Genomic DNA, 15,466 nt, shown 5'->3' with positions numbered 1-15,466 from the left:
GCGGATACGGCAGGGGATGGGTCACGCTGTACTCCAGATCGAAAAGACGACGATACGGCCAAGGCCGTGCGGCACAGTGTAGTCGGCGCGGCTCGCCGATACCGCCAGACGGTACAATTTCCGCCAGTTCCACCACGGTTGCAAGCATGGAAGCCAAGTGGCTCGAAGACTTTATCGCGCTCGCCGAAACCCGTTCGTTTTCGCGGGCCGCGGAGCAAAGGCACATCACGCAACCGGCTTTCTCCCGCCGCATCCAGGCGCTTGAGGCATGGGTCGGCACCGACCTGGTCGACCGAGCGGTCTATCCCACGCGGTTGACGCCCGCGGGCGAGACTTTCCGCGCAGAAGCGATCGCCATGCTGGCCAAGCTCGAGGAAACGCGCGCCATGCTGCGCGGCATGCGGCCTGCCTCGCAAGCCGTCATCGACTTTGCGGTGCCGCACACCTTGTCGTTGACCTTCTTTCCCCGCTGGCTGAGCGGTATCCGGGCCGAGGCCGGCCTGCCCCAGTTCACCGCCAGGCTCATGGCCTTGAACGTGCACGATGCCGCCATGAGCCTGGTACAGGGCGGCAGCGACCTCGCCATGGTGTATTACCACCCCCGGCTGCCGGTGCAGCTCGACCCGCGCCACTATGACATGCTCGTGCTGGGCACTGAGGCCGTCTATCCCTATGCGCGCTCCAATCCCGACGGAACGCCCCAGTATCGGCTGGGCGAGGGCGCGCCCGTCCCCTACCTGGCCTATGCGCCCAATGCCTATCTGGGCCGTATCGCCGAGCTGATCCTGGCGGCGGCGCAACCCCGTCCGGCACTGGACGAGCGCTACGAGACCGATATGGCAGAAGGCCTGAAGGCCATGGCGCTCGAGGGGCATGGCGTTGCCTTCCTGCCCGAGAGCGCAGTGAGCCGGGAAGTGGCCTCGCGCCGCCTGGCCTGCGCCGGCGAGGCCTATACCGAGACCATGGAAATCCGGCTGTATCGGGAACACCCGCAAAGCCGCGCGTCGGCCAGGCCCGTGGTGGACGAACTCTGGCAATACCTGGAGCAGGCGCGTTAGCGCAAGGCCAGCCTTGGACCCGGCCTGCCCGGGCAATGCAAAAAAAACATCGGCCAATGCGAAGATGGCATTGGCGCTATCGGGGTAGACCTGCCTATAGTGTTTTTCATCGGCGCCGCATGGTGCGGCGAACTTTGCGATGGAACATCACATGAGCAGTACAGCCACTTCCGGACCTTTCCGTATCGAGCACGATTTGCTGGGCGAGCGGCCGATTCCGGCGGACGCCTATTGGGGCATCCATACGTTGCGGGCGCGGGAGAATTTCCCGATCTCCGGCGCCACCATAGGCAGCCAGCCGCAGTTGGTGCGGGCCCTGGCGTGCGTCAAGCTGGCGGCAGCGCGCGCCAACCGGGACCTGGGCATCCTGCCCGCCGATCGGGCGGGAGTCATCGTGCAGGCCTGCGAGGAAATCATCGGCGGCGCGTTGCACGACCAGTTCATCGTCGACGTGATCCAGGGCGGGGCGGGCACGTCCACCAACATGAACGCCAACGAGGTCATTGCCAACCGCGCGCTCGAATTGTTGGGCGCGGAGAAGGGCCGCTACGACATCCTGCATCCGATTCAGGACGTCAATGCCTCGCAGAGCACCAACGACGTCTATCCGACGGCACTGCGCATCGCCATGTGCTTCTCGCTGCAACATCTGTTGTCGGCGATGGCCGCGCTGCGGGCGGCGTTCGAGGCCAAGGCGCTGGAGTTCGACGACATCCTGAAGATGGGCCGCACGCAGTTGCAGGATGCCGTGCCCATGACGCTCGGCCAGGAGTTCCTGACCTACGCCGTCATGCTGGGCGAGGACGAAGCCCGGCTGGGCGAGGCTCGCGCCTTGATGCACGAGGTCAACCTCGGCGCCACCGCCATCGGCACCGGCATCAACACCGATCCCGACTACAGCCCGCTGGCGGTGCAGTACTTGTCCGAGATTACCGGCCTGCCGCTCGTGCGCGCTGCCAACATGATCGAGGCGACGCAGGATACCGGCGCCTTCGTGCAGCTGTCGGGCGTTCTCAAGCGTGTGGCGTGCAAGCTCTCCAAGACCTGCAATGACCTGCGGCTGCTGTCGTCGGGACCGCAGGCGGGCCTGAACGAAATCAATCTTCCCGAACGCGCGGCGGGCAGCTCCATCATGCCGGGCAAGGTCAATCCCATCATCCCCGAAGTGGTGAACCAGGTCGCGTTCGAAGTCATCGGCAACGACATGACCATCACCATGGCTTCGGAAGGCGGGCAGTTGCAGCTCAATGCCTTCGAGCCCATCATCGCCTGGAGCCTGGCCAAGAGCATCTCCCATCTTGAGGCGGCGTGCACCACTTTGACGCAGAACTGCGTGCAAGGCATCACGGCCAATCGCGAGCGGCTGGCCCAGGCGGTCAAGCGCTCGGCGGGCCTGGCCACGGCGCTCAATCCGGTGCTGGGCTACGAGGCCGCCACGCGCATCGCGCGCGAAGCCATGCGCACCGGGCGGCCGGTGGCCGACCTCGTGCTCGAGGCCGGCCTGCTGGACGCGGAGACATTGGAGCAGCTCTTGAAGCCCGAGGTGCTGACCAAGCCGTACCGGTTCCGGAAGAAGGCGATGGCCGCGTAAGCGCCGCGCGGCGGGGACAAAAACGGATATCCCCTCGAACGGCTTGTTGCTACACTCGGGCGGTTCGCTACGGAAAGGGGATTCCACTCCATGAAGAAGTTCGTGTTGCTCTCCGCCGCGCTGACCCTGGTTGCCGTTTCGTCCGTCTCGGCGCAGGACCTCACAGGCAGGCTCAAGAAAATCAAAGACTCCGGAACGCTGACCCTCGGCTACCGGGACTCCTCGATTCCGTTCTCCTATCTCGACGACAACCAGAAGCCCATCGGCTACTCGATGGACATCTGTTATAAGATCGCCGACGCCGTCAAGGAACACCTGAAGCTGCCCAAGCTCAATGTGGCGCTGTCGCCAGTCACGTCCGCCACGCGCATCCCGCTTATCGCCAACGGCACCGTCGACCTCGAGTGCGGCTCCACCACCAACAATCTCGAACGCCAGCAGCAGGTGTCGTTCGCGCCGACGACCTTCGTCACGGCCACGCGCTTCGTCGCCAAGAAAAGCGCCAACCTCAACGATCTCGCCGACTTCAAGGGCAAGACGGTCGTCTCCACCGCGGGCACCAGCAACCTGAAGTGGCTCACCGAGACCAACGGCAAGGAAAAGCTCGGCATGCAGATCATCCCGGCCAAGGATCACGCCGACGCCTTCCTGATGGTCGACAGCGGGCGTGCCGCCGCATTCTTCATGGACGACATCCTGCTCTACGGCCTGGTGGCCAACTCCAAGAGCCCGGACCAGTGGATGGTGAGCAGCAAGGCCTATACCGTCGAGCCCTACGGCATGATCGTTCCCAAGAACGATCCGTCCTTCAAGAAAGTGGTGGACGACGCCGTGGTCGCGCTGATGAAATCGGGCGAAGCCGAGAAGCTCTACCAGAAGTGGTTCAACGCTCCCATCCCTCCGCGCAACGTCAACCTGAAGGTGCCGATGAGCGATGCGCTCAAGAAAGCCTTCGCCAACCCCACCGATTCGGGCGACCCGGCAGCCTATCGCTGATGCGGGCCGCCGCGGCCCTGCGCCCGGGCATGCGCCATTCATGACTACGACAACAAACAGGGGACCCGAGTGGTCCCTTGTTTTGTTTCGCCGTAGCGCGCGCAGCCGGTGCCTCTTGCTGGAGTCGTCATGAACTACAACTGGAACTGGAAGATCTTCTGGGAGCTGTCCCCCGACGGCCAGGGCACCTACCTGGACACCATGCTGTCGGGGCTGCAATGGACCCTGGCCACTGCGCTGGCCGCATGGGTGCTCGCATTCATCCTCGGGTCCATCGTCGGCGTCCTGCGCACCACGCCGATCAAGTGGGCGGCCCGGCTGGCGGGGGCCTACGTCGAGCTGTTCCGCAACATCCCGCTGCTGGTGCAGCTCTTCCTCTGGTACTTCGTGATGCCGGAGCTGCTGCCCGAGTCCCTGGGCAACGCCATCAAGCAGATCGCGCCGCCTTGGGGCGCCTACTGGCCGGCGGTATTGTGCCTGGGCTTTTTTACGTCGGCGCGGGTGGCCGAGCAGGTGCGCGCGGGCATCCAGTCCCTGCCGCGCGGCCAGCGCATGGCCGCCACGGCGCTGGGACTGCGCGAGACACAGGTCTACCGCTATGTGCTGCTGCCTATCGCCTACCGGGTCGTGCTGCCGCCGCTGACGTCGGAGTTCATGAACATCATCAAGAACTCCTCGGTCGCGATGACCATCGGTCTGCTGGAACTGACGGGCCGCGCGCGGTCCATGCAGGAGTTCAGCTTCCAGGTGTTCGAGGCCTTTGCCGCCGCTACCGTGCTTTACCTGATCGTCAGCCTGGTGGTCGTCACCTTCATGCGCTGGGTCGAGCGGCGCGTGGCCGTACCGGGCTTCATCGGCCCGGGCCGGGACACGGCGCACTAAGGAGACGTCATGTTCAGCGATTTCGACTTCGACGTCATCTGGCGCTCGCTGCCCTACCTGTTCAAGGAGGGCATGACCTTCACGCTGACCTTGACCGCGATGGCCACGGTCGGGGGCATCATCTTCGGTACGCTGCTGGCCATGATGCGGCTGTCCCGCTTCCGCTGGCTGTCCGCAGCGGCCGGCACCTACGTCAACCTGATGCGTTCGCTGCCCTTGCTGCTGGTGATTTTCTGGTTCTACTTCCTGGTGCCCTATATCGGCGCCTGGATCATCGGATCGCCCACGCCCATCCAGGTCGGGGCGTTCTGGTCGTCCGTCATCACCTTCACCATGTTCGAGGCCGCCTTCTTCTGCGAGATCATGCGTGCGGGCATACAGTCCATCTCGCGCGGGCAGACCTACGCCGCCTACGCGCTGGGCCTGAACTACTGGCAGACCATGGGCAGCATCATCCTGCCGCAGGCCTTCCGCAACATGATCCCGGTGCTGCTGACCCAAACCATCGTGTTGTTCCAGGATACCTCGCTGGTCTACGTGCTTTCGATCACCGACTTCCTCGGCGCGGCCTCCAAGGTGGCGCAGCGCGACGGCCGGCTGGTCGAAATGTACGTGTTCGCGGCAGTCGTCTACTTCATCATCTGCTTTACCGCGTCGAGGCTGGTCAGGCTGCTGCAGCAGCGCGTCGCCATCGTCCGCTGATTTCCAGGGAGTCTCGAATGATCGAGATCAAGCACGTCAACAAGTGGTATGGCTCTTTCCAGGTTCTGACCGATTGCACGACTTCCGTGGGCACGGGCCAAGTCGTGGTCGTATGCGGGCCCTCCGGATCCGGCAAATCCACGTTGATCAAGACAGTCAATGCGCTCGAGCCGTTCCAGGAAGGCGAGATCCTCGTGAACGGCATTTCAGTGGGCGATCCCAAGACCGATCTTCCCAAGCTGCGGGCCAAGGTCGGCATGGTGTTCCAGCATTTCGAGCTGTTTCCGCACCTGTCGGTGCTGGAGAACTTGACCCTGGCCCAGGTCAAGGTGCTGGGCCGTGGCAAGGACGAGGCGGCCGAGCGCGCGGTGAAACTGCTGGACCGGGTAGGCTTGAAGACGCAGCAGGAGAAGTTCCCCGGCCAGCTCTCGGGCGGGCAGCAGCAGCGGGTGGCGATTGCGCGGGCGTTGTCCATGGACCCGATCGCGATGTTGTTCGACGAGCCGACTTCGGCGCTGGATCCGGAGATGGTGAACGAGGTCCTGGATGTGATGGTGGACCTGGCAAAGGAGGGGATGACGATGATGGTGGTGACCCACGAGATGGGGTTTGCCAGGAAGGTGGCGCATCGGGTGGTGTTTATGGATGGGGGGCGGATTATCGAGGATACGACCAAGGATGAGTTTTTCGATCCTGGTAGTGAGCGGTCGGAGCGGGCTCGGCAGTTTCTGTCGAAGATATTGCCGCATTGAGGGGAGTTCTTTAGGGAGGGCGGCATAGCCGTTGGCGGGGGGCAGGCCGGGTGCCCAGTGGCCCATGGGGCTAGCGAAGCCGGTCCCGGCTTTGCCGGGACTGCCCGGACGCCACGCAGGCGGCGGGGCGGGCGCATAACTCGCGCGGGGACAGTCCCCCGGACTGTCCCTACTGCCGCGCTCGGACAGATGCGCCCTTGGGTCCCCGCCGCCCGCGTGGCGTCCGGCGGCTTCGGATAGCCCCATGGGCCACCGGGCACCCGGCCTGCCCCCCGCCAACGGCTATGCCTAGTAGGCGATCGTGACCAGGCGTTCCTCTGTCATTTCGCGTATGGCATAGGCGGGGCCCTCGCGGCCGAATCCGCTGTCTTTGACGCCGCCGAAGGGCATCGCGTCGACGCGGGCGCTGGAGGCTTCGTTGATGTGGATGCCGCCGAAGCGGAGCTTATGAGCGAGGTCGAAGGCCTGGTGCAGGTTGGCGGTGAAGCAGCCTACCGACAGGCCGAAGGGGGTGCCGTTGATTTGAGCGAGGGCGGCGTCGAGGTCGTCGTACGTGATGAGCGAGATGACGGGCGCGAAGATTTCCTCGCAGCGTACGCGCAGGTGGGGGGCGACGTTTGTCAGGATGGTGGGGGCGAGGACGGTGCCTTCGCAGTGGCCGCCCAGCAGCAGCGTGGCGCCGGCGGCCACGGCTTCGTTTATCCAGGCTTGGGCGCGCTGGGCGTGGTGGGCGCTGATCATCGGGCCGATATCGGTGGCGGGGTCGGCGGGGTCTCCGTATCGTAGGGTGCGGGCGGCGGCCAGGAGTTTGTCCTGGAATGGGCCAGCTATCCGGCGATCGACGAACAGCATCTGGGTGGACGTGCAGACCTGGCCGGCCTTGCGGAGGCCGGCATTGAGGATCTTGGGGATCGCGGTATCGATGTCCGCATCGTGGCAGACCAGCGTGCTGGCGATGCTGCCGAGTTCCAGCTGGGTCTTGCGCAGGCCGGCCTCGCGCTGGATGATGCGGCCGACGCGGGTGCTGCCGGTGAAGGCGTAGAAGGCGATGCGCGGGTCGGCAAGGAGTTGGGTGCCGATGGCGGTGCCGTCGCCGTGGACCAGCGACAATCGTTCGGGCGGCAGGCCGGCGTCGAGCAGGGCTTCGCACAGGGCGACTGCGCCCAGCGGCGCGAGTTCCGATGGCTTGATGATGACCGCGTTGCCGCCTGCCAGGGCCGGGGCAATCTTGTGCGCGACGATGTTCAGCGGGGAGTTGAAGGGCGTGATGGCGCAGACCACGCCCAGGGGGAAACGCAAGGTGAAACCCATCCTGCGCTTGATACCGTCCGCGGCCTGCATGGGTACGAGTTCGCCTTGCAGGCGTTTGGCTTCCTCTGCAGCCAGCTCCAATGTCTGGACACAGCGGGAGACTTCGTTCTGGCCGTCGGCCCGGGTGAACCCCGCCTCGTCGCGAAGCAGCTCCATCAACGGTTCGGCGCGTGCGGCAATGATGCGCGAGGCTTCCAGCAGGATGCGGTAGCGCTGGTAGGGGGACAGCGAGCGCTCGGCCACCGCGCGGGCCGCCGAGGCGACGGCTTGGTCCACTTGCCCTGGCGATGCGACGGCCATTTCTCCGTAGACGTTGCCGCGATACTTGTCTCGCAGGACGTCCACGCTGGCGCCGTCGACCCAGGCGCCTTCTATCAGCAGCCGCCCCTTCATGCGTGTTCCCCGGCAAGGGGCGCGACGGGCCGGATGCCTTCCATGAAGCGGGCGCGGATGCGGGACGGGTCTCGCTCGGTGATGCCCGCCGGCGGGCTGGTGTCGGTTTTCACGCCTATCATCATCGGGGCATCGGCATGCAGGGCTTCGTCTATCCAGGCGCCGAAGTGCGCCTCGTCGTGCGCCCAGACCGCCCGGGCCACGCCGGCGCCCCGGGCGATCGCCACCAGGTCGGTGCCGTGCGCCGTGAGCGTTTTCTGGGCGCCGGTGATCTGGTAGCTCTCGTTATCCCAGACCACGATGGCCAGGTTGGCCGGGCGCAGGGCGGCTACCGTTCCCAGGGTGCCCAGCTGCATCAACAGCGAACCATCGCCTTCCAGCGCGAAGACGCGCCGGGCCGGCTGCGCGAGCGCCACGCCAAGGGCGATGGGCACGGTCAAGCCCATACTGCCCAGCATGTAGAAGTTCTGCGGGCGCTGGCCGGCGGCCCATAGGTCGAAGTTGGAATGGCCGATGCCGCCGATCACGGCTTCGTCCTTCAGCTTCTCGACCAGCATGCGGGTCAGTTCGGAACGCTTCATGGTCTTGAGCGGGCGCTGGGCGGCGGGCAGAGAGGCGGTCATGCGGAAATCCTCGCGGAGGCGGGTCGATTGGTCAGCAAGGGGGAAAGAATCATGGCGGCCGGCGCCTGCGTGGCGAAGGCCTGGCGGATCATGCCGTTGACGACGAAATCGACGTCGTCGTTCCGCTCGAGCGCGAAGTGGTCGATGTTCATGGACTGCAGGATGGGCCGCATGGTCCGGCAAACCATGACCTGCCCCAGCTGGAAGTCGCCCACGGCGCCGCGCTCCGAAATCATCATCAGCAGGGGGATCTGGCAGGCTAGCACCAGAGAGGCCAGCACGTTGGGCAAGGTGGCAAAGCCGCTGGTCTGCATCAACACGATGCCGCGCTTGCCCGCCATGTAAGCCCCGGTCACGATGCCCACCGCCTCTTCTTCCCTTGCGGGGACGACGACCGTGAAAAACGGGTCGCTCTCGATGCGGCGGATGAGCGGGGCCAGGACTTTGTCGGGCACATAGGCGACAAGTTCGACGTCGTTCGCTTTCAAGGCCTCGATGACGGCAGCGACCCAGCGCTGTTCCGTCGGTTGGGCGTCAAGTTCGGTCATGATGGTTTTTTCTGGCTATGAGGGAATCGGGGTCCAGGGACAGGATGATCTTCAACCGAGCTTGATGTTTGCCGCCTCGATCATCTTGCGCCATTTCACGATTTCGTCCCGTAGATAATCGGTGGCGTCGCGCGGGTTATTGCCTATCGGTGTCAAGCCGTTCTCTTGCATCATCTTCTTGACTTGCGGGTCCTGAAGCGATTCCACGGCTACCTTGCTGATCCGTTCCACGATGGCAGCGGGTGTGCCGGCGGGCGCGAAGAATCCATACCAGGACTGGATCTCCGGGACTTCCAATCCGGCTTCGCGCATCGTGGGCGTATCGGGCAGGATGGGGCTGCGTTCGTTGGACGTCACCGCCAGCGCGATGAGGGAACCGTCCTTGATCTGCGCCATGATGGGAATGGGGCTGACGCAGAGAAACTGGACGCGGCCGCTCATCAGGTCGGCGGTGGTCTGGCTCGCGCCCTTGTAGGGAATATGGACCACCGAGATGCCTGCGGCATGCTTGACGGCTTCGGCGGCCAGCTGCCCGGGCGATCCGGCGCCGGACGAGGCATACGAGAACTTGTTCGGCTGGGCTTTGGCGGCATCGACGAATTCGCGCAGGCTGCGTATCTTGAGCGAGGCGGGAACGACGCACACCATGGGCGAGGTCGCCAGCACCGAAACTGGCGCGAAGTCCTTCAGGGAATCGTAGGGGAGCTTGGGAACCAGCGTGGCATTGATGGCGTGCGTGACCGTGCCGAACAGCAGGGTATTGCCGTTCTTGGCGGCGCGGGCCACGAAGTCCGTGCCGATCACCTGGCCGCCTCCGGGCCGGTTCTCGACATAGAACGTCTGTTTGAAATGGGTGCCCAGCGCTTGCGCGAAGACCCGGCCGATGATGTCGGTGGCCCCGCCCGGCGCGTAGGGGACGATCACGCGTACGGGCTCCTGGGGGTAGTCCGAGGCGTCCTGCGCCTGTGAGGGGAAAGCGGCGAGCAGCGCCATCAAGGCCGCAGATCCGGCGGCGCCGACTGTTTGCGTAGGTTTCACGTTGTCTCCTGTTTTATGGGTGTCCGATTTCGTCACGGTGTGCGGTCAGTCAAAGGCGCTTCGTATCGCGGCCGCGAGCGTGGAAGGCCCGGCGGCTGCATCGACGTCCTCGACGGCGGCAACGATGCGCGCGGCGGCCTGGTGCGAAATCGCGGAGCCGGCCAGCTTGGCGAACTTCTCGCGGATTTCGTCCGCCGTGCAGGGATCGGCCGGTGTTCCGTGGGCGTCCCAGACGCGGCGTTCGACGGTACGGCCGTCGCGGGTGGTGATTGCGACATGGGTCCCGAAGCGGTCCGGATAGGCCGCATCGACCTCGGCATCGAGGTGCAGCTCGACGCGTTCCAGCATCCGGCGCACGGCCGGGTCTTCCAACCGCGGCGGCAGGAACGCGTTCGGGTCGCGCGCATCGCCGGCCAGGGCGAGCGCTGCATTGAACGGAATGCTGTACTGCGCCGCCATCGGTTCGCGGGGATCCCGGTCGCCGTTCTGGATCAGGCATCGTTCGCTGGTTCCGATCCGGACACGCGCCACCTCTTCCGCATGCAGGCCTTGCTCGCGCCTGATCTGTTCGACGGCCTGGATAGTGGTGTGGATGAGGGCGCAGCACGGATAGACTTTGATCCAGTTGCGGCGGATGGCCCAGTCTTCGCCCAGGCCATCGGTCAGTGCCGCTGGCCGGGATTCCGGGCCGCCGAATACGGCCATCAGGCCGAAATGGCCTCCGATGGCCGCCTGCGGGCCGGAGAATCCCCGTGAGGCCAGTTGCCAGGCCAGCATGCCGTTGGCGGCGCCCAGGCCTCCGTGCAGCCGCTTGACCATGCCGCCGCTGCCTTGCTGGAAGGCTTTCAAGCCCGAAGAGGTCGACGCCGCGATACCCAGCGCCGAAGCCATCGTCCCGGGTGTTTCGCCCGCCGCGATACAAGCTGCCAGCGCAGCGGCCAGCGGGCCGGCCACGCTGGTCGTATGAAAACCCCGGGCAATCGGCGCGGCGCCCAGGGCGGCCCCCAGGCGCGAGTCGAGCTCGTACCCGGCGATGATGCCCGCCAGCAGCCCCCGGCCGGAGGCGCCGGTGATTTCCGCGGCGCCCAGCGCGGCCGGGATGACCCCGCGCCGGCGTGGGTGAGAGACCCCAGGATGACGTCGTCCAGTTCGAACCCATGGATGGCGGTGCCGTTCGCCAGCGCGCCGGCCACGGGCGCAGCCGGCCGGCCGGATCCGAGCAGCGTGACCGGGCCCGCGGCGCCGTCCCCGGCCAGACCGGCGGTGATGCGTGCCCATTCGAACTGGGAGCCGAAAATGGCGCAGCCTATGGCGTCCAGCAAGGCGAGCTTGGCGGCGCCGTAGAGCCCGACAGGGAACGCTTCCGCTGGTCGCCCGGCAAGCTGGTCGAAGAGCCGCTGCGCATGGGCGGCTACCGTGTCGATGGCGCGGGTGTTCTCCATGGCGCTCCTCGCTCAACCGCCCAGCGTGTCGGCGGCGAGCCGGTCGTACGCCTTTCGCCGGGTGAGCTGGTCCACCAGTTCGTCGGATGCGACGGCCTGTATCTGCGCAGGAGGCACGCCGGCTGCGAGTTGGCGCAGGGTGTCGCGCATGGCCTGGATGGCGGCCAGGCAGGGCTTGTGCCCCTGCAGTACGAGGCGCACGCGGTGGCTGGTCAGGAAATCGGCGTCGTCCAGCTCGCGGGTGATCCGGCCAAGCACCAGCGGCAAGCGCGTGGCCTGCGCAATGGCCGAGATCTGGGCGCGAGTCTTGGGGCCGCTCAGGAAGATGGCATCCGCGCCCGCGGTTTCGTAGGCACGGACGCGCGCGACGATGTCCTCCAGCGGAGCCAGCGGCAGCGACGTGCGGGCCACGATGAGGGTTTCCGGGTCGGTGCGGGCGGCGATGGCGGCCGTGATCTTGCCGGTGGCTTCTTCGATGCTGACCAGCGTTTCCTGGTTGGTTCCGAAGGCGCCGGGAAGCTGCGTGTCCTCGATGGTCATGGCGGCGACGCCTGCAGCCTCCAATTCCTGGACCGTACGCTGGACGCTGAGGGCGTTGCCGAAGCCGTGGTCGGCGTCGACCAGCAGCGGCAGGTCGGCGGCGCGGCAGATGCGCCGGCACAGGGCGGCTAGTTCGGACAGGGTCACGATTACGAGATCCGGCGCCCCCAGGATCACCAGCGACGCGACCGAACCCGCCAGCATGGAGACCTCGAAACCTTCGTCCTGGGCACACCTGGCCGACAGTGGGTCGAATACGGAGGCCGGGTGCACGATGCGTGCAGTCGAGATCAGCGCGCGCAGGCGTTGCCGCTTCTCGGTGGCGGAGACGGCTTTCATGCGGTCTTTCCTTGAAGATGGGCGTGGTGGGCCAACGGCCAGCCTACCCAGTTGCATAGCGCCAGGCCCATGATCTGGGCTTGGTCGGCGGCGTCCAGGAATGGCAGTTCTTCCGTAAAGTGGGTGACGATCTGCCTGTAGGGCGCGTCGACGCGCGTCATGTCCGAGCCCCAGAACACCCTGCTGGCGCCGAAGGCATCGATCACCTTGCGCAGCGGGTCGCGCAGGCCTGGGTGAGGATAGGGTTCGCTGGAGTAGCTGGGCAGCGCCGTGGCCTTGACCGCCACATTGCGATAGTCCGCCAGGCGCAGCAGCTCCGGCAGGCGATGAAAGGCCGCGGCGTCCTGGTCGGGACGCTCCAGCCCGAGGTGGTCGACGATGATGCGCAGGCCCGCATGCTCGCGTGCGATTTTCTCGACCGCATGCAAGGCGCGCGGGGCATGTAGCATGACGGGGATGCCGGCTTCGGCCGCCGCGGGCCAGATCCAGTCCGGGGTGCCATTCAGCAGCGCGCGCAGCCCAGCCTCCTTGTGGAAGGTGAATCGCAACCCCAGCATGCCCGGCGCCGTGGCTAGTGCCGCCAGTTCCTCGCGGCCGGCAGTTTCGTCCAGCGGAACCCGGCAAAAGGCCCCGAACCGATCCGGGAAGCGGCGGCTGGCGTCCAGCACCAGGTCGTTGCGGTCTCCCTCCCAGGACGGCGGAATCAGCACGGCGCGATGGACACCGGCTTCGGCCATCTCTTCCAGCAGTTTTTCCGCCGACAGCGGCTCGGGCCGGTGGGCGCGATGGGCTTCCCCCGGCGGCCAGGGACGGTCGGGCCGGTCGGCCGCCCAGATATGTACTTGAGCATCGACGATGAGCACGCTGGATCCTTATCGTTTGGCGCTGAGCGAAGCGGCCCAGGATTCGGGAATATTCGTCGGCGATGCCTCGATCTCGCCGCGTTCGACCCGCTTGACCAGTTCCACCAGGCGCGCGTTGTACGGCGCTTCTATGCCGATCTGCTGGCCCTTGCGCACCACAAAGCCGTTGATCTCGTCGATTTCGGTGCGCCGGCCCTTGGCCATGTCCTGGCCCATGGACGGGCGCTGCAACGCGCCGCGGCCGCCGCCGCTGGATTCCCCCACCAGGATCTCGTTGGCCTCGGCCAGCGCTGCCGCGTCGCCGCGGCTGGCTTTCAGGATCAGGTCCGGCGTGAGCTTGCCCACCTTCTCGAGTTCGAACCCCAGTGCCTGACCCACCTGGACCGCCTCGGCCCCAAGCAGGAGCGTGAGGTTGCGGATGTGGTCGTATTCGTCGATCTGCCGGCCCGACAAGCCGGTCGCTGCCGCGATGCCGTTGCGCATGGCGTTGTGGCACAGCTTGGACCAGCGTTCGCCCCAAAGATTGGTCGTGGACTTGGTGGTGTCGACGATGCTCAACATCTGCACCAGTTGCCGCACGCGCCCGGTTTCACGTCCATGCACCTCGCCCACCCGGAACACGGTGTGGCCGGATGCGCTCTTGGGGGCCTGCCGGCGGATCTTGCCGGGCTCGAACAATTCGACCGAAATGCGCGAGGCAATGCAGCCGACGGTCTTGCCCCATCCCACGATCTCTGCAATGGTTTCTTCGTTGATGCAGTTCTGCAGGGACACCACGTAGCCCGAGGCGGACAGGTAAGGCTTGATCATCGTCGTCACCCATGCCGTGTCGTAGGACTTCATCGTTACGAAGGCGATGTCCACCGGACCGGCCTTGGTGAGCTGGCCGATCTCGTGCATATGGAGGCTTTTGGGGCGGAAGACCTGGCTTTCCTCGGTGCTGAGCCCGGACAGTTGCACGCCGTCCCGCCGGATCGCTTCGATGTGGTCGTGCCAGAAATCGACCAGCGTGACGTCGTATCCCGCGTCGGCCAGGTAGCCGCCGACGTAGCCGCCTACGGCGCCTGCGCCCAGGAAAACGATGCGTGGACTGCCTGTGCTGGACGGGGAAGTGCCGGGGTTGGGCATGTGTGTCTCCTTCATGGGGTCATGGGCCGGCCCGGGGCCGGCGGGTTTCTGGAATGTGGGCTGGCCTGGGTCAGTCGGCCGATGCGCCGGTGCTTTCGACCACCTCGCGCCACTTCGCCGATTCGCGGGCGATGAACTGCGCAAACTGCTCCTCGGATCCGCCGACTACGTCCGCACCCTCATTGCGCATTTGCGCCTCGATGGACGGCAACACCTGGTTGACGGCCTGGTTGAGCCGCGCCACGACCGGTGCCGGCGTCCCCTTGGGCACGAAAAAGCCCAGCCACGAACCGGATTCGTAGTCGGGAAATCCCTGTTCGGCCAACGTGGGCACGCCGGGCAGGGTGGACGACCGCTTGCTGCTGGTGACGGCCAGAGGGAGCAGCTTGTCCGGGCCCAGCTGCTGCACCACATAGGGAATGGTGGCGAACATGTACTGCAGCCGGCCGGCCAGCAAATCGTTCAATACCGTACCGCCGCCTTTGTAGGGAATGTGGGTGGAAGAGGCGTCCACGCGCTGGTTGAACATCACGGCCGACAGATGGGCCGAGGTGCCGACGCCGGTCGACCCGTAGCTCAGCTTGCCGGGGTGCTTGCGCAGATAGGCGATGAACTCCTCCAGGGTCTTGACGGGAACCGACGGGTGGACGACGAGCACGTTCGGAACGTTGGCGACCTGGACGACCGGGACGAAGTCCTTGACCGGATCGGCGGGAAGTTTCTTGTAGAGCGCGGGATTGACGGCCACGGCGCCGACCGTGTTCAGGATGAGGGTGTAGCCGTCCGGCTTGGCGCGGGCGGTGTACTGCGTGGCGACGTTGCCGCCTGCGCCGGGGCGGTTCTCGACGATGAACGACTGTTTCAGGGTTTCACTCAATTTTTGCGACACGGCGCGTGCCACCATGTCGGCCGTGCCGCCGGGGGCAAAGCCTACGACGACATGCACGGGCTGGGCCGGCCAGTCTTCGCCCTGGCCGTATGCGGATGCCGCGGCAAGGCTGGCTGCGGCCATCGAGGCGGCAGATAACGCCCGACGCAAGCGTGTGCTGGGCAACGCCATGTGTTCGTCTCCAGGGGCTCGTTGTTCTGGCGCGCCGCTCTGGACGAGTCTTGTTCACGCGCACCGTCGGGCCAGTCTAGGCGATCCCCCTGGCAGCAGATAGCCGCCGCGCATTAACAGCCCTTAACAGGCCGTTGAAAAAGTGGGCATCGAACGCATCAGGGACGCTGTTTTCGAAGAAACGAGTGGCCCAGACGCGT

The 15,466-nt window shown here is 65.8% G+C and carries 15 protein-coding genes and 1 pseudogene; 6 read left to right on the top strand and 10 right to left on the bottom strand.

Features of this window, described 5'->3' with window-relative positions:
• The first annotated feature begins 146 nt into the window (after positions 1 to 146).
• The 6 genes from QHC78_RS19210 to QHC78_RS19185 all read left to right on the top strand — a co-directional run bounded on the left by QHC78_RS19210 (position 147) and on the right by QHC78_RS19185 (position 5,981).
• Positions 147 to 1,058 (top strand): LysR family transcriptional regulator, encoded by a 912-nt coding sequence (locus QHC78_RS19210; RefSeq protein WP_319747438.1) that lies wholly within the window; start codon positions 147 to 149, stop codon positions 1,056 to 1,058.
• A 151-nt stretch (positions 1,059 to 1,209) separates the two neighbouring features.
• A complete protein-coding gene (aspA, locus tag QHC78_RS19205) occupies positions 1,210 to 2,649 on the top strand; it encodes an aspartate ammonia-lyase (protein ID WP_319747437.1) in 1,440 nt (479 codons plus the stop codon).
• A gap of 90 nt (positions 2,650 to 2,739) precedes the next feature.
• Positions 2,740 to 3,645, top strand: a complete 906-nt coding sequence (locus QHC78_RS19200; protein ID WP_319747436.1) for an amino acid ABC transporter substrate-binding protein — start codon at positions 2,740 to 2,742, stop codon at positions 3,643 to 3,645.
• 129 nt (positions 3,646 to 3,774) lie between these two features.
• Entirely contained in the window at positions 3,775 to 4,527 is a 753-nt protein-coding gene (locus QHC78_RS19195) for an amino acid ABC transporter permease (RefSeq protein ID WP_319747435.1), read from the top strand.
• 9 nt (positions 4,528 to 4,536) lie between these two features.
• Positions 4,537 to 5,229, top strand: coding sequence for an amino acid ABC transporter permease (locus QHC78_RS19190; RefSeq protein ID WP_319747434.1), 693 nt, complete (start codon positions 4,537 to 4,539; stop codon positions 5,227 to 5,229).
• Positions 5,230 to 5,246: 17 nt separating this feature from the next.
• On the top strand, positions 5,247 to 5,981 hold the full coding sequence (locus QHC78_RS19185) for an amino acid ABC transporter ATP-binding protein (protein ID WP_319747432.1): 735 nt from the start codon (positions 5,247 to 5,249) through the stop codon (positions 5,979 to 5,981).
• Between the two features lie 288 nt (positions 5,982 to 6,269).
• Here the strand turns inward: QHC78_RS19185 and QHC78_RS19180 are convergent, their stop codons facing one another.
• The 10 genes and pseudogenes from QHC78_RS19180 to QHC78_RS19135 all read right to left on the bottom strand — a co-directional run bounded on the left by QHC78_RS19180 (position 6,270) and on the right by QHC78_RS19135 (position 15,266).
• Positions 6,270 to 7,685 carry an aldehyde dehydrogenase family protein gene (locus tag QHC78_RS19180; RefSeq protein WP_319747430.1) on the bottom strand — a complete coding sequence of 472 codons (1,416 nt, stop codon included), beginning with the start codon at positions 7,683 to 7,685 and terminating at the stop codon, positions 6,270 to 6,272.
• The gene (locus QHC78_RS19175; protein WP_319747428.1) at positions 7,682 to 8,308 is read right to left on the bottom strand and encodes a thiamine pyrophosphate-dependent enzyme; all 627 of its coding nucleotides are present in this window, start codon (positions 8,306 to 8,308) and stop codon (positions 7,682 to 7,684) included. The genes QHC78_RS19180 and QHC78_RS19175 overlap by 4 nt, the downstream gene beginning before the upstream one ends.
• On the bottom strand, positions 8,305 to 8,856 hold the full coding sequence (locus tag QHC78_RS19170) for a thiamine pyrophosphate-binding protein (protein WP_319747425.1): 552 nt from the start codon (positions 8,854 to 8,856) through the stop codon (positions 8,305 to 8,307). The genes QHC78_RS19175 and QHC78_RS19170 overlap by 4 nt, the downstream gene beginning before the upstream one ends.
• 51 nt (positions 8,857 to 8,907) lie before the next feature.
• Complete coding sequence (locus QHC78_RS19165; RefSeq protein ID WP_319747424.1) at positions 8,908 to 9,894, bottom strand: Bug family tripartite tricarboxylate transporter substrate binding protein; 987 nt, start codon at positions 9,892 to 9,894, stop codon at positions 8,908 to 8,910.
• Positions 9,895 to 9,939: 45 nt separating this feature from the next.
• Positions 9,940 to 10,941 (bottom strand): MmgE/PrpD family protein, encoded by a 1,002-nt coding sequence (locus QHC78_RS19160; RefSeq protein ID WP_319747576.1) that lies wholly within the window; start codon positions 10,939 to 10,941, stop codon positions 9,940 to 9,942.
• Between the two features lie 74 nt (positions 10,942 to 11,015).
• Positions 11,016 to 11,336: pseudogene (locus QHC78_RS19155) on the bottom strand (MmgE/PrpD family protein); the annotation flags it as partial.
• Positions 11,337 to 11,348: 12 nt separating this feature from the next.
• The gene (locus QHC78_RS19150) at positions 11,349 to 12,215 is read right to left on the bottom strand and encodes an isocitrate lyase/PEP mutase family protein (protein WP_319747422.1); all 867 of its coding nucleotides are present in this window, start codon (positions 12,213 to 12,215) and stop codon (positions 11,349 to 11,351) included.
• Positions 12,212 to 13,078 (bottom strand): amidohydrolase family protein, encoded by an 867-nt coding sequence (locus QHC78_RS19145; RefSeq protein ID WP_319747420.1) that lies wholly within the window; start codon positions 13,076 to 13,078, stop codon positions 12,212 to 12,214. The genes QHC78_RS19150 and QHC78_RS19145 overlap by 4 nt, the downstream gene beginning before the upstream one ends.
• A 9-nt stretch (positions 13,079 to 13,087) precedes the next feature.
• Positions 13,088 to 14,206, bottom strand: coding sequence for a ketopantoate reductase family protein (locus QHC78_RS19140; protein WP_319747419.1), 1,119 nt, complete (start codon positions 14,204 to 14,206; stop codon positions 13,088 to 13,090).
• Positions 14,207 to 14,276: 70 nt separating this feature from the next.
• Positions 14,277 to 15,266, bottom strand: a complete 990-nt coding sequence (locus tag QHC78_RS19135; RefSeq protein ID WP_319747417.1) for a Bug family tripartite tricarboxylate transporter substrate binding protein — start codon at positions 15,264 to 15,266, stop codon at positions 14,277 to 14,279.
• Positions 15,267 to 15,466 lie beyond the last annotated feature (200 nt).

This window comes from Pigmentiphaga sp., from assembly GCF_033795525.1.
Classification (GTDB): Bacteria; Pseudomonadota; Gammaproteobacteria; order Burkholderiales; family Burkholderiaceae_B; genus Pigmentiphaga.
Note: the sequence above shows the minus strand (reverse complement) of the source record. Positions and strands in the feature narration are given on the sequence as shown.